The following is a 17,893-nucleotide window of genomic DNA, read 5'->3' as shown; positions in this document are numbered from 1 at the left end:
GCGTGTCTTTGATCGCTTCCGACCAATTCCGCATCGTTGTCGGCCTCGGCAAGAGCGGCATGTCCCTGGTTCGCTTCCTGGCGAACCGGGGCATTGCCTTTGCGGTCGCCGATACCCGCGAGCAACCGCCGGAACTGGAAACCCTGCGCCGTGATTACCCGCAGGTGGAAGTGCGCTGTGGTGAACTGGACGTGGACTTCCTGTGCCGCGCCAACGAGTTGTACGTGAGCCCCGGTCTGGCCTTGGCCACCCCGGCCTTGCAGCAGGCGGCCGCGCGTGGCGTGAAGCTGTCTGGCGACATCGAGCTGTTTGCTCGCCATGCCAAGGCGCCGATCATTGCCATCAGCGGTTCCAACGCCAAAAGCACCGTCACAACGCTGGTCGGTGAAATGGCCGCCAAGGCCGGTAAACGCGTAGCCGTGGGCGGTAACCTCGGTACTCCGGCGCTCGACCTGCTGGCCGATGACATCGAGCTGTACGTGCTGGAGCTTTCCAGCTTCCAGCTGGAAACCACTGACCAGCTCAACGCCGAAGTGGCGACCGTTCTGAATATCAGCGAAGACCACATGGACCGCTATAGCGGCCTTCCGGCCTACCACCTGGCCAAGCACCGGATCTTCCGCGGGGCCAGGCAGGTGGTGGTGAACCGTCAGGATGCCCTCAGCCGGCCATTGCCCGTGGAAGGCCGCCCATGCTGGACCTTTGGCCTCAGCCAGCCGGACTTCAAGTCCTTCGGCCTGCGCGAAGTGGGCGGTGAAAAATACCTGGCGTTCGAGTTCCAGGCACTGATGCCGGCGCGCGAACTGAAGGTTCGGGGTGCTCACAACCAGAGCAACGCCCTGGCGGCGCTGGCCCTGGGGCATGCTGCAGGCCTGCCGTTCGAGCCCATGCTCGAGGCCTTGCGCGAGTTCGGTGGCCTGGCCCACCGTTGCCAATGGGTGCGCGAGCGTAACGGCGTTAACTGGTACGACGACTCCAAGGCCACCAACGTCGGTGCTGCCCTGGCCGCCATTGAAGGCTTGGGCGCCGATATCGAAGGCAAGCTGGTGCTGATCGCCGGTGGTGATGGCAAAGGTGCCGAATTCACTGCGTTGCGCGAGCCGGTCAAGCGTTACTGCCGCGCCGTGGTATTGCTTGGTCGTGATGCCGAGCGCCTGGCCGAGGCCTTGGGCGAAGCTGTGCCGCTGGTTCGGGTGAAGACCCTTGACGATGCCGTACAGCAGTGTGCCGAGCTGGCCCAGGCCGGCGATGCCGTGCTGCTGTCGCCGGCATGCGCCAGCCTCGACATGTTCAAGAACTTCGAGGAACGTGGGCGCCTGTTCGCCCAGGCAGCGGGAGGTCTTGCATGATCTTCGGCATCTTCAAACCCTATCCGTCGCCGCTGATCAGCGGCCGTGGCATCGACCTGGACTTCCCGATGCTCGCCGGTTGCCTGGCCTTGCTGGGCCTGGGTCTGGTGATGATCACTTCGGCATCCTCGGAAGTGGCTGCTGTGCAGTCCGGCAACCCGCTGTATCACATGTTCCGCCACCTGGTGTACGTGTTCCTTGGCCTAGTGGCCTGTGGTGCAACCCTGCTGGTGCCGATTGCCACTTGGCAGCGCATGGGCTTCATGATGCTGATTGGCGCCTTCGGCCTGCTGGTACTGGTACTGGTGCCGGGCATTGGCCGTGAAGTCAACGGCTCGATGCGCTGGATCGGTTTCAGCTTCTTCAACGTGCAGCCTTCGGAAATCGCCAAGGTGTTCGTGGTCATCTACCTGGCCGGTTACCTGGTACGCCGACAGACCGAGGTGCGCGAAACCTGGATGGGTTTCTTCAAGCCATTCATCGTGCTGCTGCCCATGGCCGCTTTGCTGCTGATGGAACCGGACTTTGGCGCCACCGTGGTGATGATGGGCGCGGCGGCGGCCATGTTGTTTCTGGGGGGGGTGGGGCTGTTCCGCTTCAGCCTGATGGTGGCGCTGGCGGTGCTGGCGGTGTTTGTACTGGTACAGGCGCAGCCGTACCGGATGGCGCGCCTTATTACGTTCACCGACCCCTGGGCCGATCAGTTCGGCTCCGGCTACCAGCTGACCCAGGCACTGATTGCCTTCGGCAGGGGTGAGTGGCTGGGCGTTGGCCTGGGCAACAGCGTGCAGAAGCAGTTCTACCTGCCTGAAGCGCACACCGACTTCGTGTTCTCGGTACTGGCGGAAGAGCTGGGCGTGGTCGGCTCGCTGGTGACCGTCGCGCTGTTCGTGTTCGTCACCGTGCGCGCCCTGTACATCGGCCTGTGGGCCGAAAAAGCCAAACAGTTCTTTGCCGCCTACATGGCGTTCGGCCTGGCTTTCCTGTGGATTGGCCAGTTCCTGATCAACATCGGTGTGAACGTCGGCCTGCTGCCGACCAAGGGCCTGACCCTGCCGTTTCTCAGTTACGGGGGGAGTTCGCTGGTGATCTGCTGCGCCTGCGTAGGGCTGTTGCTGCGCATCGAGTGGGAGAGTCGCACGCACCTGGGCAGTGAGGAGCACGAATTCAGCGAAAGCGATTTTGCCGAGGAGACCAGTCATGGCCGCTGAAGGCAAAAATGTACTGATCATGGCCGGCGGTACCGGGGGGCACGTATTCCCGGCGCTGGCCTGCGCGCGTGAGTTCCAGAAGCGCGGTTACAGCGTGCACTGGCTGGGTACCCCGCGTGGTATTGAGAACGAGCTGGTGCCACAGGCGGGTTTGCCACTGCATCTGATTCAGGTCAGCGGTTTGCGCGGCAAGGGCAAGCTGTCGTTGCTCAAGGCACCTTTCACGTTGATCAAGGCCGTGCTGCAGGCACGGCGCATCATTCGCCAGCTCAAGCCCGTATGTGTCCTGGGCTTTGGCGGCTATGTGACCGGCCCCGGCGGTGTGGCCGCGCGGCTGTGCGGCGTGCCACTGGTGATCCATGAGCAGAACGCCAGGGCCGGTACCGCCAATCGGTTGCTGGTGCCACTCTCGGCGCGGGTCTGCGAAGCTTTCCCGAACACCTTCGAGGCCAGCGACAAACGTCGCACCACCGGCAACCCGGTGCGCCCGGAACTCTTCATGGACGAGCAACGCGCGCCCTTGGGCGAGCGCCGTGCACGTCTGCTGGTACTGGGTGGCAGCCTGGGTGCGGAACCATTGAACAAATTGTTGCCTAAGGCACTGTCCGAAGTGCCCGCTGCGCTGCGGCCAGAGGTGTTCCACCAGGCCGGCAAGCAACACGCGCCGATCACCGCCGAGCGTTATCACGAGGCGGGCGTCGCGGCTCAGGTAGAGCCTTTCATCAAAGACATGGCCCAAGCTTATGGCTGGGCCGACCTGGTGGTGTGCCGGGCCGGTGCCCTGACCGTCAGCGAACTGGCGGCAGCAGGCCTGCCTTCGATGCTGGTGCCTTTGCCCCATGCAATCGACGATCACCAGACCCACAACGCCCAATATCTGGCCCGCGAAGGCGCTGCCTTCCTGATGCCACAAGCGACAACTGGCGCAGCGCAACTCGCTGAACGCCTGAACGAGGTGCTGATGCAACCCGAGAAACTCAACGTCATGGCAGGCACCGCACGGCGCCTGGCCAAACCTGCTGCAACCAGCACCGTGGTCGATATCTGCCTGGAGGTGGCCCATGGTTGAGAGCCAGAAAGCCATGCCCCAGCCGAAGATGGGCCGTATTCGCCGCATTCACTTCGTCGGCATCGGCGGCGTTGGCATGTGCGGTATTGCCGAAGTGTTGCTGAACCTGGGCTATGAAGTGTCCGGTTCGGACCTTAAGGCCTCGCCGGTTACCGAGCGCCTGGAGTCCTTCGGCGCTGAGATCTTCGTCGGCCACCGCGCCGAAAACGCCGCCACCGCCGATGTGCTGGTAGTGTCCAGTGCCATCAACCCGGCCAACCCGGAAGTTGCCACCGCACTCGAGCGACGCATTCCGGTGGTGCCGCGTGCCGAGATGCTCGCCGAGCTGATGCGTTACCGCCATGGCGTGGCCGTTGCCGGTACTCACGGCAAGACCACCACGACCAGCCTGCTGGCTTCGGTGTTCGCCGCCGGTGGCCTGGACCCGACCTTCGTCATCGGTGGCCGCCTTACCGCTGCCGGTACCAATGCGCAGCTGGGCACCAGCCGCTACCTGATCGCCGAAGCAGACGAAAGCGATGCCAGCTTCCTGCACCTGCAGCCGATGGTGGCGGTGGTCACCAACATCGATGCCGACCACATGGCGACCTACGAAGGTGACTTCAACAAGCTGAAGAAAACCTTCGTCGAGTTCCTGCACAACCTGCCGTTCTATGGCCTGGCGGTGATGTGCCTGGACGACCCGGTGGTTCGCGAGATCCTGCCGCAGGTGAAGCGCCCGACCGTGACCTATGGCTTCAGCGAAGAGGCCGACATCCGCGCCATCAATGTGCGTCAGCAGGGCATGCAGACCCACTTCACCGTGCTGCGCCGTGATCGCGAGCCGTTGGAGGTTTCGGTGAACATGCCCGGCAACCACAACGTGCTCAACGCCCTGGCCACCATTGCCATCGCCACTGACGAAGGCATTACTGACGAGGCCATCATCCAGGGCCTGTCCGGCTTCCAGGGTGTCGGCCGTCGCTTCCAGGTGTACGGCGAGCTGCCGGTCGAAGGCGGCAGTGTGATGCTGGTCGACGACTATGGCCATCACCCGACCGAAGTGGCGGCTGTAATCAAGGCTGTGCGCGGTGGCTGGCCAAGCCGCCGCCTGGTGATCGTCTACCAGCCGCACCGCTACAGCCGCACCCGCGACCTGTACGACGATTTCGTCCAGGTGCTGGGTGATGCCAACGTGCTGCTGCTGATGGAGGTCTACCCGGCCGGTGAAGAGCCGATCCCCGGTGCCGACAGCCGTCAGCTGTGCCACAGCATCCGCCAGCGCGGCAAGCTGGACCCGATCTACATCGAGCGCGGCGCTGAGCTGGCGCCACTGGTCAAGCCACTGCTGCGCGCTGGCGACATCCTGCTCTGCCAGGGTGCCGGTGATGTTGGCGGCCTGGCCCCGCAGTTGATGAAAAGCCCGCTGTTCGCAGGCGCCAAGCAGGAGAAGTCGAAATGACCAGCGCCTACGACAAGCTGCACTCGACCCTGGACGTCAAGGCGTTCGGCCGCGTCGCCGTGCTGTACGGTGGCAAGAGCGCCGAGCGTGAAGTGTCGCTGAAATCCGGCGCCGCAGTGATCGATGCGCTGAGCACTGCCGGCGTCGACGTGGTCGCCATCGACGTCGGTGATGACCTGCTCGCACGCCTGCAAAGCGAGAAGATCGACCGCGCCTTCATCATCCTCCACGGCCGTGGCGGTGAGGACGGGAGCATGCAAGGCTTGCTGGAGTGCCTGGGCATCCCTTACACCGGCAGCGGCATCCTGGCTTCGGCGCTGGCGATGGACAAGCTGCGCACCAAGCAGGTGTGGCAGAGCCTGGGCATTCCCACGCCACGCCACGCAGTGCTGGCGAGCGAAAGCGATTGTTTGCAGGCCAGTACGGAACTGGGCTTCCCGCTTATCGTCAAACCCGCCCATGAAGGCTCTAGCATCGGCATGGCCAAGGTGAACAGCGCCCAGGAACTGGTCGCCGCCTGGCAGGACGCCGCCAAATACGATTCCCAGGTGCTGGTGGAGCAGTGGATCCACGGCCCGGAGTTCACCATCGCGGTACTCCGCGGCCAGGTGCTGCCGCCGATCGCCTTGGGTACGCCGCACGTGTTCTACGACTACGACGCCAAGTACATCGCCAATGACACCCAGTACCGCATCCCGTGCGGGCTGGATAGCGTCAAGGAACAAGAGCTGATCGACCTGACCGCGCGCGCCTGCAATGCCATTGGCATCGAGGGCTGGGGGCGGTTGGACGTGATGCAGGACGAGCAGGGCCGGTTCTGGCTGCTCGAAGTCAACACTGCACCGGGCATGACAGATCATAGCCTGGTGCCCATGGCGGCCCGCGCGGCTGGCCTGGACTTCCAGCAACTGGTGCTGGCAATCCTGGCCGAAAGCGTGGCGACGCGAGGCTAATAACCATGCAAGGCGCAATGATACGTCAGCAGCAACCCGTTACCGGCCGTAGCAAGCCGGTGCCGCGTGGTGCCAGCCGGCTGGTGGCCGACGAGCCCGTATCGGCGCGCCTGCCTCGGCCAAGCCTGGGCGGCCTCAAGCGCTTGCTGTGGCCGGTGTTGTTGGTGGCGGCCGGCTTTGGTGCCTACGAGGGCGCTGTTCGCCTGATGCCGTACGCCGACCGCCCGATCACCAAGATCGATGTGCAGGGCGACCTCAGCTACATCAGCCAGCAGTCGGTGCAGCAGCGTATCGCACCCTATGTGGCGGCGAGCTTCTTCAGCGTCGACCTGCCGGCGATGCGGGCCGAGCTCGAGCAGATGCCGTGGATTGCCCACGCCGAAGTGCGCCGGGTGTGGCCCGATGAGGTGGTAATCCGCCTTGAAGAGCAGCTGCCGGTTGCACGCTGGGGTGATGCAGCCCTGCTCAACAACCAGGGTCAGGCTTTTACCCCGCGCGAGCTGGCCAACTATGAGCACCTGCCACAGCTGGCCGGGCCGCAGCGTGCTCAGCAACAAGTCATGCAGCAGTATCAGGTATTGAGCCAGATGCTGCGCCCCTTGGGCTTTTCCATCGCTCGCCTGGAGCTGCGCGAGCGAGGCAGCTGGTTCCTGACCACCGGTGCAAGCAGTGCCGGGCCAGGCATCGAGTTGCTGCTGGGGCGCGATCATCTGGTGGAGAAGATGCGCCGTTTCATTGCCATTTACGACAAGACACTCAAAGACCAGATCACCACTATCGCCCGCATTGATCTGCGTTATTCCAACGGACTTGCCGTTGGTTGGCGGGAACCGATTGCACCGACGACGGCCCAACCCGCCGTTGCGAAGAATTAGAGAGAGGCAGGACCATGGCAAACGCGCATAGCGGCAAAATGATCGTCGGGCTGGACATTGGCACCTCCAAGGTGGTGGCGCTGGTGGGCGAAGTGGGCGAAGACGGCACGCTGGAAATCGTCGGGATCGGCACCCATCCGTCCCGCGGCCTGAAAAAAGGCGTGGTGGTGAACATCGAGTCCACCGTGCAGTCGATCCAGCGCGCCGTGGAAGAGGCGCAGCTGATGGCCGGCTGCCGTATCCACTCGGCGTTCGTCGGTGTGGCCGGTAATCATATCCGCAGCCTGAACTCCCACGGTATCGTCGCCATTCGCGACCGCGAGGTCAGCCTGGCCGACCTGGAGCGCGTACTCGACGCCGCCCAGGCCGTGGCGATTCCGGCCGACCAGCGCGTGCTGCACACCTTGCCGCAGGACTACGTGATCGACAACCAGGAAGGCGTGCGCGAGCCGCTGGGCATGTCTGGCGTGCGTCTGGAAGCCAAGGTTCACGTGGTCACTTGCGCGGTCAACGCCGCTCAGAACATCGAGAAGTGTGTGCGCCGCTGCGGCCTGGAAATCGACGATATCATCCTGGAACAGCTGGCTTCGGCCTACTCGGTACTGACCGATGATGAAAAAGAGCTGGGCGTGTGCCTGGTGGACATCGGTGGCGGCACCACCGACATCGCCATCTTCACTGAGGGCGCCATCCGCCACACGGCGGTCATCCCGATTGCTGGCGACCAAGTGACCAACGACATCGCCATGGCCCTGCGTACCCCGACCCAGTACGCCGAAGAAATCAAGATCCGCTACGCCTGTGCCCTGGCCAAACTGGCTGGCGCTGGCGAGACCATCAAGGTGCCGAGCGTGGGCGATCGCCCACCGCGCGAGCTGTCGCGCCAGGCCCTGGCCGAGGTGGTGGAGCCACGTTATGACGAGCTCTTCACCCTGATCCAGGCCGAACTGCGCCGCAGCGGCTACGAAGACCTGGTGCCCGCCGGCATCGTCCTCACCGGCGGCACCGCGAAGATGGAAGGTGCCGTGGAACTGGCCGAGGAAATCTTCCACATGCCGGTACGCCTGGGCGTGCCGCACAGCGTTCGGGGGCTGAGCGACGTGGTGCGCAACCCGATCTATTCCACTGGCGTGGGCTTGCTCACCTACGGCCTGCTGAAGCAGTCCGAGGACTTGGCCCTGACCGGTAACAGCAACAGCAGCAGCAACAGCTATGGCGATGAACCGAAGGCCCCAGTGCTTGAACGCTTCAAGAAGTGGGTCCAGGGCAACTTCTAAGTTTCAAAGCAGTAGTGGTAGGCGCAACAACTAGAGAACTGTAAGGAGAGGGAAAATGTTCGAGCTCGTAGACAACGTCCCGCAAAGCCCGGTCATCAAAGTGATCGGCGTAGGTGGTGGTGGCGGCAACGCCGTCAATCACATGGTCAAGAGCAGCATCGAAGGCGTGGAATTCATCTGCGCCAACACCGATGCCCAGGCGCTGAAAAACATTGGCGCGCGCACCATCCTGCAATTGGGCACTGGCGTGACCAAAGGCCTGGGTGCCGGTGCCAATCCGGAAGTCGGCCGTCAGGCCGCGCTGGAAGACCGTGAGCGCATCGCTGAAGTGCTGCAGGGCACCAACATGGTGTTCATCACCACTGGCATGGGCGGCGGTACCGGTACCGGTGCAGCGCCAATCATTGCCGAAGTGGCCAAGGAAATGGGTATCCTCACCGTCGCAGTGGTGACCCGTCCGTTCCCGTTCGAAGGCCGCAAGCGCATGCAGATCGCCGATGAAGGCATCCGCATGCTGGCTGAAAGCGTCGACTCGTTGATCACCATCCCCAACGAGAAGCTGCTGACCATCCTGGGCAAGGATGCCAGCCTGCTGTCCGCCTTCGCCAAGGCTGACGATGTACTGGCCGGTGCCGTACGCGGTATCTCCGACATCATCAAGCGCCCAGGCATGATCAACGTCGACTTCGCCGACGTGCGTACCGTGATGGGTGAAATGGGCATGGCCATGATGGGTACTGGCTGCGCCAGCGGCCCGAACCGTGCACGCGAAGCCACCGAGGCAGCTATCCGTAACCCGCTGCTGGAAGACGTCAACCTGCAGGGCGCCCGCGGTATCCTGGTGAACATCACCGCAGGCCCGGACCTGTCGCTGGGTGAGTACTCCGACGTAGGTAGCATCATCGAAGCCTTCGCCTCCGACCACGCGATGGTCAAGGTCGGCACCGTGATCGACCCGGACATGCGTGACGAACTGCACGTGACCGTGGTGGCTACTGGCCTGGGCGCGCGCATCGAGAAGCCTGTGAAGGTGGTCGACAACACCCTGCAGACTGCCCAGCAGGCGTACGAAGCATCCAATCCTGCGCCGGTGCGCCAGGAGCAGCCAGCGGTCAACTACCGTGACCTGGAGCGCCCGACCGTCATGCGCAACCAGGCGCATGCAGGTGCTGCCGCAGCCGCTAAACTGAACCCTCAGGATGACCTGGACTACCTCGATATCCCGGCATTCCTGCGTCGTCAGGCTGATTAATGGAATTTATCAGGGGTATAAAGGTGATTGGTATTCATCAAAGGTTGGGTCTGTTATCATCCTCAGCCTTTGTTGATACCTGTTCGCAATTTGCGCTGAAGCGGCCAATGCCATGATTAAACAACGCACCCTGAAGAATACCATCCGTGCCACAGGTGTCGGTCTGCACTCCGGGGAGAAGGTTTACCTGACCCTCAAACCTGCACCTGTTGACACCGGCATCGTCTTCCGCCGCGCCGACCTCGATCCTGTGGTCGAGATCCCTGCGCGTGCGGCCAACGTCGGCGAGACAACCATGTCGACGACGTTGGTCAACGGTGACGTCAAGGTCGATACGGTCGAGCACCTGCTCTCCGCCATGGCGGGCCTGGGCATCGATAACGCCTACGTCGAGCTCTCCGCCTCGGAAGTGCCGATCATGGATGGCAGCGCCGGTCCTTTTGTATTCCTGATTCAGTCTGCCGGCCTGGAAGAACAGGACGCAGCCAAGAAGTTCATCCGCATCCTGCGTGAGGTAACCGTGGAAGAGGGCGACAAGCGCGCCACGTTCCTGCCTTTCGAAGGTTTCAAGGTGAGCTTCGAGATCGATTTCGATCACCCGGTGCTTCGCAACCGGACCCAGAGCGCCAGCGTCGACTTTTCCAGCACCTCGTTCGTGAAGGAAGTCAGCCGCGCGCGTACTTTTGGCTTCATGCGTGACATCGAGTACCTGCGCAAGCACAACCTTGCGTTGGGTGGCAGTGTCGAGAACGCCATCGTGGTCGATGAGGACGGCGTGCTCAACGAAGACGGCCTTCGTTACGAAGACGAATTCGTCAAGCACAAGATCCTCGACGCCATCGGCGATCTGTACCTGCTGGGCAACAGCCTGATCGGCGAGTTCAAGGGCTTCAAGTCCGGCCACGCGCTGAACAACCAGCTGTTGCGCAAGCTGATTGCTGAAACCGATGCCTGGGAAGTGGTCACTTTCGAAGATGCCAGTACGGCACCGATCTCGTACATGCGCCCTGTTGCGGCCGTGTAAGTTCGAACACTCTCTAGTTCATTAAGGCCACCTTCGGGTGGCCTTTTTTTATGGCTTGTCCTGAGCGTGGGCGGCCAACCGTTCCAGTGCTGCGCGCAGTTTGGGGTCGGCAATGCCCTCGGCGGTGTCGCGCAGGCTCTCGGCCGCGCTGTTCGAAAGCTCGGCAGCATGCCCGCCACGCTTGGCCGGCACCAGCGGCGGCTGCACTTTGTACAGGATGCGCCTGAGGTTGCCGAATGCTTCCATGGCCTGCAGTGCCGCCAGCAAACGTTTCTGCTGGTAGCGCAGCCGGGTTGCCCAGTGGCCGTCGGTTACCACCAGCAACAAAGTGCCATCGCGCCAGGACGCCACATGGCAGTGCTCGCGGGCAGCCGGTTGCAACTGGCTTTCCAGCAGGCGCTGCAAGTGCTCCAGACGCTCGGCCTGGTTAAGCAGCAGGCGCAGCGGGCGAACCTGGCGCAGCAGGGCGGAGGGCGGCTGGGCGGGGGAGGGTTTATAGGCCATGGGGGCACGCGTGAGGTGACGTGGGCACAGTCTAACATCTCCGTTGCCTGTACCGGCCTCTTCGCGGGTGAACCCGCTCCTACAGGGTTATCAATACCTCGAGCGGGTTCACCCGCGAAGAGGCCGGCACCGGCAGCCAAAGACAAGACTGGTTCTCGATAGCTTTCATGTTGCCAAGCCTTGAACTCAGGGAAAATGCCCCTATCTAAAACAAGCCCCTGCCAAAACGCTGTATCAGCATCGTGGAAATCCACCACTTTCCTCACCATCGTTTCCGGGTAGAATGCTCGTTCGCATGCGGCCTATGGGCTGCACGGGCGACTCATGGGGCCGCCCTCCATCCCTACGTGTGGAAGATCCTGCCGATATGTTTGCGCCTTTGTTAAAAAAACTTTTTGGAAGCAAGAACGAGCGTGAAGTCAAACGCATGCTCAAGACGGTCAGTATCGTCAATGCCTTCGAAGAGAAGATGGTGGCCCTCTCCGACGAGCAACTGCGGGGCAAGACCGTAGAGTTCAAGGAACGCCTGGCCAAAGGCGAGACACTGGACCAATTGCTGCCCGAAGCCTTCGCTGTGGCCCGCGAGGCCGGCAAGCGCGTAATGGGCATGCGCCATTTCGATGTGCAGTTGATCGGCGGCATGACCCTGCACGAGGGCATGATCGCAGAAATGCGCACCGGTGAAGGCAAGACCTTGGTCGGTACCCTGGCCGTTTACCTCAATGCATTGTCCGGCAAGGGCGTGCACGTGGTCACCGTCAACGACTACCTGGCGCGCCGTGACGCCAACTGGATGCGCCCGCTTTACGAATTCCTCGGTCTGTCGGTCGGTATCGTTTCGGCCTTCCAGCCGCCGGAAGAAAAGCGCGCCGCCTATGCCGCCGACATCACCTACGGCACCAACAACGAATTCGGTTTCGACTACCTGCGCGACAACATGGCGTTCAGCCAGGACGAGAAGTTCCAGCGTGAACTGAACTTCGCCGTGATCGACGAAGTCGACTCCATCCTCATCGACGAAGCGCGTACCCCGCTGATCATTTCCGGTCAGGCCGAGGACAGCTCCAAGCTGTACATCGAGATCAACCGCCTGATCCCGCGCCTCACCCAGCACATCGAAGAGGTCGAAGGCCAGGTCACCCAGGAAGGCCACTTCACCATCGACGAGAAGAGTCGCCAGGTGGAGCTGAACGAGGCCGGTCACCAGTTCATCGAAGAGATGCTGGCCCAGGCAGGCCTGCTCGCCGAAGGCGAGAGCCTGTACTCCGCGCACAACCTGGGCTTGCTGACACACGTCTACGCCGGTCTTCGTGCACACAAGCTGTTCCACCGCAACGTCGAGTACATCGTCCAGGACGGCCAGGTCCTGCTGATCGACGAACACACCGGCCGTACCATGCCGGGTCGTCGCCTGTCCGAGGGCCTGCACCAGGCCATCGAAGCGAAGGAGAACCTGAACATCCAGGCCGAGAGCCAGACCCTGGCTTCGACCACGTTCCAGAACTACTTCCGCCTGTACACCAAGCTGTCCGGCATGACCGGTACCGCTGACACCGAAGCGTTCGAGTTCCAGTCGATCTACGGCCTGAACGTGATGGTCATTCCGCCGAACAAGCCACTGGCGCGTAAGGACTACAACGACCTGGTGTACCTGACCGCTGACGAGAAATACGCCGCGATCATCGCCGACATCAAGGAAAGCATGAAGCTGGGCCGCCCGGTGCTGGTGGGTACCGCGACCATTGAAACTTCCGAGCACATGTCCAACCTCCTGAAAAAGGAAGGTATCGACCACAAAGTGCTCAACGCCAAGTATCACGAGAAGGAAGCCGAGATCATCGCGCAGGCAGGCGCGCCCGGTGCACTGACCATCGCCACCAACATGGCTGGCCGTGGTACTGACATCCTGCTGGGCGGTAACTGGGAAGCCGAAGTGGCTGCCCTGGAAAACCCGACCGCCGAGCAGATCGCCCAGATCAAGGCCGACTGGCAGAAGCGTCACCAGCAAGTGATCGAAACGGGTGGCCTGCATGTAATCGCTTCCGAGCGCCACGAGTCGCGCCGTATCGACAACCAGCTGCGTGGCCGCTCCGGTCGTCAGGGCGACCCGGGTTCCAGCCGCTTCTACCTGTCGCTGGAAGACAGCCTGATGCGCATCTTCGCCTCTGACCGGGTGAAGAACTTCATGAAGGCACTGGGCATGCAGTCGGGCGAGGCCATCGAGCACCGCATGGTCACCAACGCTATCGAGAAAGCCCAGCGCAAGGTCGAAGGCCGCAACTTCGACATTCGTAAGCAATTGCTCGAATATGACGACGTCGCCAACGAACAGCGCAAGGTGATCTACCACATGCGCAACAGCTTGCTGGCCGCCGAGAACATTGGTGACACCATCGTCGAATTCCGCAAGGAAGTACTGGACGCTACCATCAGCCAGCACATTCCGCCGCAGTCGCTGCCAGAGCAGTGGGACGTAGCCGGCCTGGAGGCTTCGCTGGCCAGCGATTTCGCCATCAAGTTGCCAATCCAGCAATGGCTCGACGAGGACGATCACCTCTACGAAGAGACCTTGCGCGAGAAGCTGCTGAGCGAGATCACCGCTGCCTACACCGAGAAGGAAGACCAGGCTGGTCTCGAAGCCCTGCGAACCTTCGAGAAGCAGATTCTGCTGCGCGTGCTGGACGACCTGTGGAAAGACCACCTGTCGACCATGGACCACCTGCGTCACGGTATTCACCTGCGTGGTTATGCGCAGAAGAACCCGAAGCAGGAGTACAAGCGCGAGTCGTTCAGCCTGTTCCAGGAGCTGTTGGAGTCGATCAAGCGCGACACCATCCGCGTGCTGTCGCACGTACAGGTTCGCCGCGAAGACCCGGCCGAAGAAGAAGCCCGCCTGCGCCGCGAGGCCGAAGAGCTGGCTAGCCGCATGCAATTCCAGCACGCCGCTGTATCGGGCCTGGAAAGTGAGCAACTGAGCGAGGAGGGGGCCGAAGTAGCGGTAGCCTCGGCGCCAGTACGCAATGACCAGAAGCTGGGCCGCAACGAGCCGTGCTGGTGCGGCTCGGGCAAGAAGTTCAAGCATTGCCATGGTCAGATCGAGTGATCTGAACCGTACGTTGTACAAGCCTGGGGCCGCTTTGCGGCCCTTTCGTGACACAAGGCCGCTCCCACAGGTACCGCGCTCGTCCATCAACGGGCGCGATCCTTGTGGGAGCGGCCTTGTGTCGCGATGGGGCGCGAAGCGGCCCCTTTTTCGAAATCATCGTTTTTTCTAGGAGCGCTCTAATGGCTGTTGGTCTTGGTCCTTTGCCCACCCTGCACCCGGTTCCGGGTTTTGAACTCGGTATCGCTTCTGCCGGTATCAAGCGCCCGGGGCGCAAGGATGTGGTGGTCATGCGCTGTGCCGAAGGCTCCAGCGTGGCGGGTGTGTTCACCCTCAACGCCTTCTGCGCCGCGCCGGTGATCCTGTCCAAGCAGCGTGTACAGGGCACCGTGCGCTACCTGCTGACCAACACAGGTAACGCCAACGCCGGCACCGGCGCGCCGGGCCTGGCCGCCGCCGAGCGTACCTGCGCCAAGCTGGCCGAACTGGCTGGCGTACCGGCCGAGTCGGTACTGCCGTTTTCCACCGGCGTGATCGGTGAGCCGCTGCCGGTCGAGAAGATCGAAGGCGCGCTGCAGGCCGCGCTCGACAACCTGTCGGAAAACAACTGGGCTGAGGCCGCTACCGGCATCATGACCACCGACACCCTGCCCAAGGGGGCCAGCCGCCAGTTCCAGCACGATGGCGTGACCGTTACCGTCACCGGCATCAGCAAGGGGGCTGGCATGATCCGCCCAAACATGGCGACCATGCTGGGCTACATCGCCACCGACGCCAAGGTGGCACCAAATGTTCTCAAGGACCTGATGCTGGACGGCGCCAACAAGTCGTTCAACCGCATCACTATCGATGGTGACACCTCGACCAACGATTGCTGCATGCTGATCGCTACCGGCAAGGCCGACCTGCCGGAAGTGACCGAAGCCAGCGGCGCACTCTTCGAAGCGTTGAAAAAGGCCGTGTTCGAAGTGTGCATGGAAGTGGCCCAGGCCATCGTCCGTGACGGCGAAGGCGCGACCAAGTTCGTGACCGTGCAGGTCAACGGTGGTGGCAACCACCAGGAGTGCCTGGACGTCGGCTACGCCGTGGCCCACTCGCCGCTGATCAAGACCGCGCTGTTCGCCTCCGACCCGAACTGGGGCCGTATCCTTGCCGCCGTAGGTCGTGCCGGTGTACCGGAGTTGGATGTGAGCCTGATCGATGTTTACCTGGACAACGTTTGCATTGCGAGCCAAGGCGGCCGCAGCCCGAGCTATACCGAGGCGCAGGGTTCGGCAGTGATGGCCCAGGAAGAGATCACCATCCGAATCGAACTGGGCCGTGGCCAGTGCAGCGAAACCATCTGGACGACCGACCTGTCCCACGAGTACGTGAAGATCAACGCCGAGTACCGTACCTGATCTACTGATCCGAAAGCCTCTTCGCGGGCACGCCCGCTCCCACAGGTGTTGCAATGCCTGCAGGAGCGGTGCGGTCCCTGTAGGAGCGGGCTTGCCCGCGAAAGGCCGCGCAGCGGCCTGCGGGTTTTGCAATACAAACCTGATGGAGCCGAACCATGAGCTATCACCTGATCATCGGCGACAAGCTGTACTCCTCCTGGTCGCTGCGTGGCGCCCTGGCCCTCGAGCTGGCTGGCATGCCCTACGAAGAAACCCTGATCAAGCTGAACCAGCCTGATACCCGTCAGCGCATTCTCGCCTACTCCGCCACCGGCAAGGTACCGCTGCTCAAGACCGAGCACGGTGTGATCGCGGACTCGCTGGCCATTGCCGAATACCTCAACGAACGCCACCCCGAAGCCCAGCTGTGGCCTGCCGATGTGACGGCGCGAGCCCAGGCCCGTTCGGCCTGTGCGCAGATGCATAGCGGCTTTTTTGCCCTGCGCGGCGCCATGCCGTTCGACTTGTCGCGCGACCAGGCGCTGGACAGCGTGCCGCTGGACGTGCAAATCGACATCGACCGTATCGTTGCGCTGTGGTCCGAATGCCGTCTGGTGGCCAAGGACAGCGGCCCGTTCCTGTTCGGCAAGGCAAGCCTGGCCGATGCCTTCTTTGCCCCGGTGGCTGTGCGGCTGCGTACCTACCGCGTAGAAGTCCCCGCTGAGGCGGCAGCCTACATCGAGACCATTTATCAGTGGCCAGCCTTCCAGGCATGGCAACAGGCAGGCCTGGAGGAGCGTGAAGCGTGAAACGGATTCATGTAGTAGCGGCCGTCATTCGCGGTGCTGATGGCCGTATTCTGATCGCACGTCGTGCCGATACCCAGCACCAGGGCGGCTTGTGGGAGTTCCCCGGTGGCAAGGTGGAGGAAGGCGAGAGCGTCGAAGCGGCGCTTGCCCGCGAGTTGCGCGAGGAGCTGGGCATTGAGGTAACCCGGTCGCGTGCGCTGATCAAGGTCAGCCATGACTACCCGGACAAGCAGGTGTTGCTGGATGTGCGCGAGGTCGAAGCGTTCACTGGCGAACCCCATGGTGCCGAAGGCCAGCCGCTGGAGTGGGTTGCCCCGCGCGATTTGCCGCAGTACGAATTCCCCGAGGCCAACAAGCCGATCGTCGCCGCTGCGCGCCTGCCGGACCAGTACCTGATCACCCCGGATGGCCTGGAGGTGCCGCAGCTGCTCAAGGGCATCCAGAAGGCGGTGGCCAACGGCATTCGCCTTATCCAGTTGCGTGCTCCGGACATGTACGACCCCAAGTACCGCGACGTGGCGGTGGATGCGGTCGGGCTGTGTGCGGGCAAGGCACAGTTGATGCTTAAAGGGCCACTGGAATGGCTGGGTGATTTCCCGGCGGCCGGTTGGCACCTGACGGCCGCGCAACTGCGCAAGTACGCTGCCAGGGGGCGGCCGTTCCCCAAGGAACGCTGGTTGGCCGCGTCCTGCCACAGTGCCGAGGAGCTGGCGCTGGCTGAGCAGATGGGCGTGGACTTTGTCACCCTGTCGCCAGTGCAGGCAACCCAGACTCATCCGGATGCGGTGCCGCTGGGCTGGGATGAGGCGCAGCGCGTGATTGCCGGGTTCAACAAACCGGTGTATCTGCTGGGTGGGGTAGGGCCGAGTGAGCGCGAGCAGGCCTGGGAAGCGGGGGCACAGGGTGTAGCCGGGATCCGGGCGTTCTGGCCCGAGGTTTGAGCCCCCTGTAACAGGGGCCGCTGCGGGGCCCATTCGCGGGCTTGCCCGCTCCCACAGGAAACTCACAAGCTTCAAGCCTGCTCGAAACCTGTGGGAGCGGGCAAGCCCGCGAATGGGCTGCAAAGCAGCCCCAGAAGTATCAGCCTTTGGGTTTCTCGGCGGGCTGCCACAAAACCTCAGCCACCCCCTGGCGCCGCCCGATGATCCGCGCCGCCACGAACAATAGATCGGAAAGCCGGTTGATATACGTCATCCCAACGCCTTCCAGTGGCTCCACGGCATTCAACTGCTGACACCGACGCTCTGCACTGCGCGCCAGGCTGCGGCACACATGCGCCTGCGCCACCAGCGCCGAACCACTGGGCAGAATGAAGTTCTTCAGCGGCCCCAGCTCTTCGTTCCACACATCGATAACCGCCTCCAGGCGTTCCACTTCCGCCAGGTTCAACGCCTGGTAACTGGGCATCGCCAGCTCGCCACCCAGGTCGAACAAGCGGTGCTGACACGGCGCCAGCACTGTGGTCACTTCATTCAGCCCATGCTCGGCAAGTTCCGCCAGCAGCAACCCCAACTGGCTGTTCAGGCTGTCCACCTCGCCAATCGCTTCAATCCGCGGGTGGTCCTTGGGCACCCGACGGCCGTCGCCCAGGCCGGTTTCGCCTTTGTCGCCGGTGCGGGTATAGATTTTCGAAAGGCGGTAGCCCAT

Annotated in this window: 15 protein-coding genes; 13 read left to right on the top strand and 2 right to left on the bottom strand. The window is 62.7% G+C overall.

Features of this window, described 5'->3' with window-relative positions; genetic code table 11:
- The first annotated feature begins 2 nt into the window (after positions 1–2).
- The 9 genes from murD to lpxC all read left to right on the top strand — a co-directional run bounded on the left by murD (position 3) and on the right by lpxC (position 10,451).
- Positions 3–1,349, top strand: coding sequence for a UDP-N-acetylmuramoyl-L-alanine--D-glutamate ligase (gene murD, locus INQ47_RS08660; protein ID WP_252459488.1), 1,347 nt, complete (start codon positions 3–5; stop codon positions 1,347–1,349).
- Positions 1,346–2,560 (top strand): putative lipid II flippase FtsW, encoded by a 1,215-nt coding sequence (gene ftsW / locus INQ47_RS08655; protein ID WP_404701510.1) that lies wholly within the window; start codon positions 1,346–1,348, stop codon positions 2,558–2,560. Before murD ends, ftsW begins: the two co-directional genes overlap by 4 nt.
- Complete coding sequence (gene murG / locus INQ47_RS08650; RefSeq protein ID WP_252459489.1) at positions 2,550–3,629, top strand: undecaprenyldiphospho-muramoylpentapeptide beta-N-acetylglucosaminyltransferase; 1,080 nt, start codon at positions 2,550–2,552, stop codon at positions 3,627–3,629. Before ftsW ends, murG begins: the two co-directional genes overlap by 11 nt.
- Positions 3,622–5,070, top strand: a complete 1,449-nt coding sequence (murC, locus tag INQ47_RS08645) for a UDP-N-acetylmuramate--L-alanine ligase (protein ID WP_176682614.1) — start codon at positions 3,622–3,624, stop codon at positions 5,068–5,070. Before murG ends, murC begins: the two co-directional genes overlap by 8 nt.
- Positions 5,067–6,023 (top strand): D-alanine--D-alanine ligase, encoded by a 957-nt coding sequence (locus tag INQ47_RS08640; protein WP_021784157.1) that lies wholly within the window; start codon positions 5,067–5,069, stop codon positions 6,021–6,023. The genes murC and INQ47_RS08640 overlap by 4 nt, the downstream gene beginning before the upstream one ends.
- Positions 6,024–6,028: 5 nt before the next feature.
- Positions 6,029–6,898, top strand: coding sequence for a cell division protein FtsQ/DivIB (locus tag INQ47_RS08635; RefSeq protein WP_176682615.1), 870 nt, complete (start codon positions 6,029–6,031; stop codon positions 6,896–6,898).
- A gap of 14 nt (positions 6,899–6,912) precedes the next feature.
- Positions 6,913–8,175 carry a cell division protein FtsA gene (ftsA, locus tag INQ47_RS08630; protein ID WP_003251867.1) on the top strand — a complete coding sequence of 421 codons (1,263 nt, stop codon included), beginning with the start codon at positions 6,913–6,915 and terminating at the stop codon, positions 8,173–8,175.
- Positions 8,176–8,230: 55 nt separating this feature from the next.
- Positions 8,231–9,427 carry a cell division protein FtsZ gene (gene ftsZ / locus INQ47_RS08625; RefSeq protein WP_003251871.1) on the top strand — a complete coding sequence of 399 codons (1,197 nt, stop codon included), beginning with the start codon at positions 8,231–8,233 and terminating at the stop codon, positions 9,425–9,427.
- A gap of 112 nt (positions 9,428–9,539) precedes the next feature.
- Complete coding sequence (gene lpxC, locus INQ47_RS08620; protein WP_003251873.1) at positions 9,540–10,451, top strand: UDP-3-O-acyl-N-acetylglucosamine deacetylase; 912 nt, start codon at positions 9,540–9,542, stop codon at positions 10,449–10,451.
- A 48-nt stretch (positions 10,452–10,499) separates the two neighbouring features.
- Here lpxC and INQ47_RS08615 read toward each other — a convergent pair whose 3' ends face one another.
- Entirely contained in the window at positions 10,500–10,955 is a 456-nt protein-coding gene (locus INQ47_RS08615; RefSeq protein WP_252458484.1) for a DUF721 domain-containing protein, read from the bottom strand.
- A gap of 367 nt (positions 10,956–11,322) precedes the next feature.
- On the opposite strand from INQ47_RS08615, the gene secA reads away from it, so the two are divergent.
- The 4 genes from secA to INQ47_RS08595 all read left to right on the top strand — a co-directional run bounded on the left by secA (position 11,323) and on the right by INQ47_RS08595 (position 17,187).
- Positions 11,323–14,058 (top strand): preprotein translocase subunit SecA, encoded by a 2,736-nt coding sequence (secA, locus tag INQ47_RS08610; RefSeq protein WP_021785813.1) that lies wholly within the window; start codon positions 11,323–11,325, stop codon positions 14,056–14,058.
- Between the two features lie 182 nt (positions 14,059–14,240).
- Complete coding sequence (argJ, locus tag INQ47_RS08605) at positions 14,241–15,458, top strand: bifunctional glutamate N-acetyltransferase/amino-acid acetyltransferase ArgJ (protein ID WP_404701509.1); 1,218 nt, start codon at positions 14,241–14,243, stop codon at positions 15,456–15,458.
- A gap of 155 nt (positions 15,459–15,613) precedes the next feature.
- Positions 15,614–16,246 (top strand): glutathione S-transferase family protein, encoded by a 633-nt coding sequence (locus tag INQ47_RS08600; protein ID WP_252458652.1) that lies wholly within the window; start codon positions 15,614–15,616, stop codon positions 16,244–16,246.
- Entirely contained in the window at positions 16,243–17,187 is a 945-nt protein-coding gene (locus INQ47_RS08595) for a Nudix family hydrolase (RefSeq protein ID WP_021785810.1), read from the top strand. The genes INQ47_RS08600 and INQ47_RS08595 overlap by 4 nt, the downstream gene beginning before the upstream one ends.
- Positions 17,188–17,326: 139 nt before the next feature.
- On the opposite strand, the gene INQ47_RS08590 is transcribed toward INQ47_RS08595, so the two are convergent.
- A complete protein-coding gene (locus INQ47_RS08590) occupies positions 17,327–17,893 on the bottom strand; it encodes a cob(I)yrinic acid a,c-diamide adenosyltransferase (protein WP_404701508.1) in 567 nt (188 codons plus the stop codon).

Source organism: Pseudomonas sp. 3HC3 (genome assembly GCF_044904505.1).
Classification (GTDB): domain Bacteria; phylum Pseudomonadota; class Gammaproteobacteria; order Pseudomonadales; family Pseudomonadaceae; genus Aquipseudomonas; species Aquipseudomonas putida_Y.
Note: the sequence above shows the minus strand (reverse complement) of the source record. Positions and strands in the feature narration are given on the sequence as shown.

Excerpts from the sequence above, each read along its gene's own strand:
- ftsZ (WP_003251871.1), top strand. The coding sequence starts at position 8,231 with ATGTTCGAGCTCGTAGACAACGTCCCGCAAAGCCCGGTCATCAAAGTG.
- lpxC (WP_003251873.1), top strand. The coding sequence starts at position 9,540 with ATGATTAAACAACGCACCCTGAAGAATACCATCCGTGCCACAGGTGTC.
- INQ47_RS08640 (WP_021784157.1), top strand. The coding sequence starts at position 5,067 with ATGACCAGCGCCTACGACAAGCTGCACTCGACCCTGGACGTCAAGGCG.
- INQ47_RS08615 (WP_252458484.1), bottom strand. The coding sequence starts at position 10,955 with ATGGCCTATAAACCCTCCCCCGCCCAGCCGCCCTCCGCCCTGCTGCGC.
- murG (WP_252459489.1), top strand. The coding sequence starts at position 2,550 with ATGGCCGCTGAAGGCAAAAATGTACTGATCATGGCCGGCGGTACCGGG.
- INQ47_RS08590 (WP_404701508.1), bottom strand. The coding sequence starts at position 17,893 with ATGGGCTACCGCCTTTCGAAAATCTATACCCGCACCGGCGACAAAGGC.
- murC (WP_176682614.1), top strand. The coding sequence starts at position 3,622 with ATGGTTGAGAGCCAGAAAGCCATGCCCCAGCCGAAGATGGGCCGTATT.
- ftsA (WP_003251867.1), top strand. The coding sequence starts at position 6,913 with ATGGCAAACGCGCATAGCGGCAAAATGATCGTCGGGCTGGACATTGGC.
- secA (WP_021785813.1), top strand. The coding sequence starts at position 11,323 with ATGTTTGCGCCTTTGTTAAAAAAACTTTTTGGAAGCAAGAACGAGCGT.
- INQ47_RS08635 (WP_176682615.1), top strand. The coding sequence starts at position 6,029 with ATGCAAGGCGCAATGATACGTCAGCAGCAACCCGTTACCGGCCGTAGC.
- argJ (WP_404701509.1), top strand. The coding sequence starts at position 14,241 with ATGGCTGTTGGTCTTGGTCCTTTGCCCACCCTGCACCCGGTTCCGGGT.
- INQ47_RS08600 (WP_252458652.1), top strand. The coding sequence starts at position 15,614 with ATGAGCTATCACCTGATCATCGGCGACAAGCTGTACTCCTCCTGGTCG.
- ftsW (WP_404701510.1), top strand. The coding sequence starts at position 1,346 with ATGATCTTCGGCATCTTCAAACCCTATCCGTCGCCGCTGATCAGCGGC.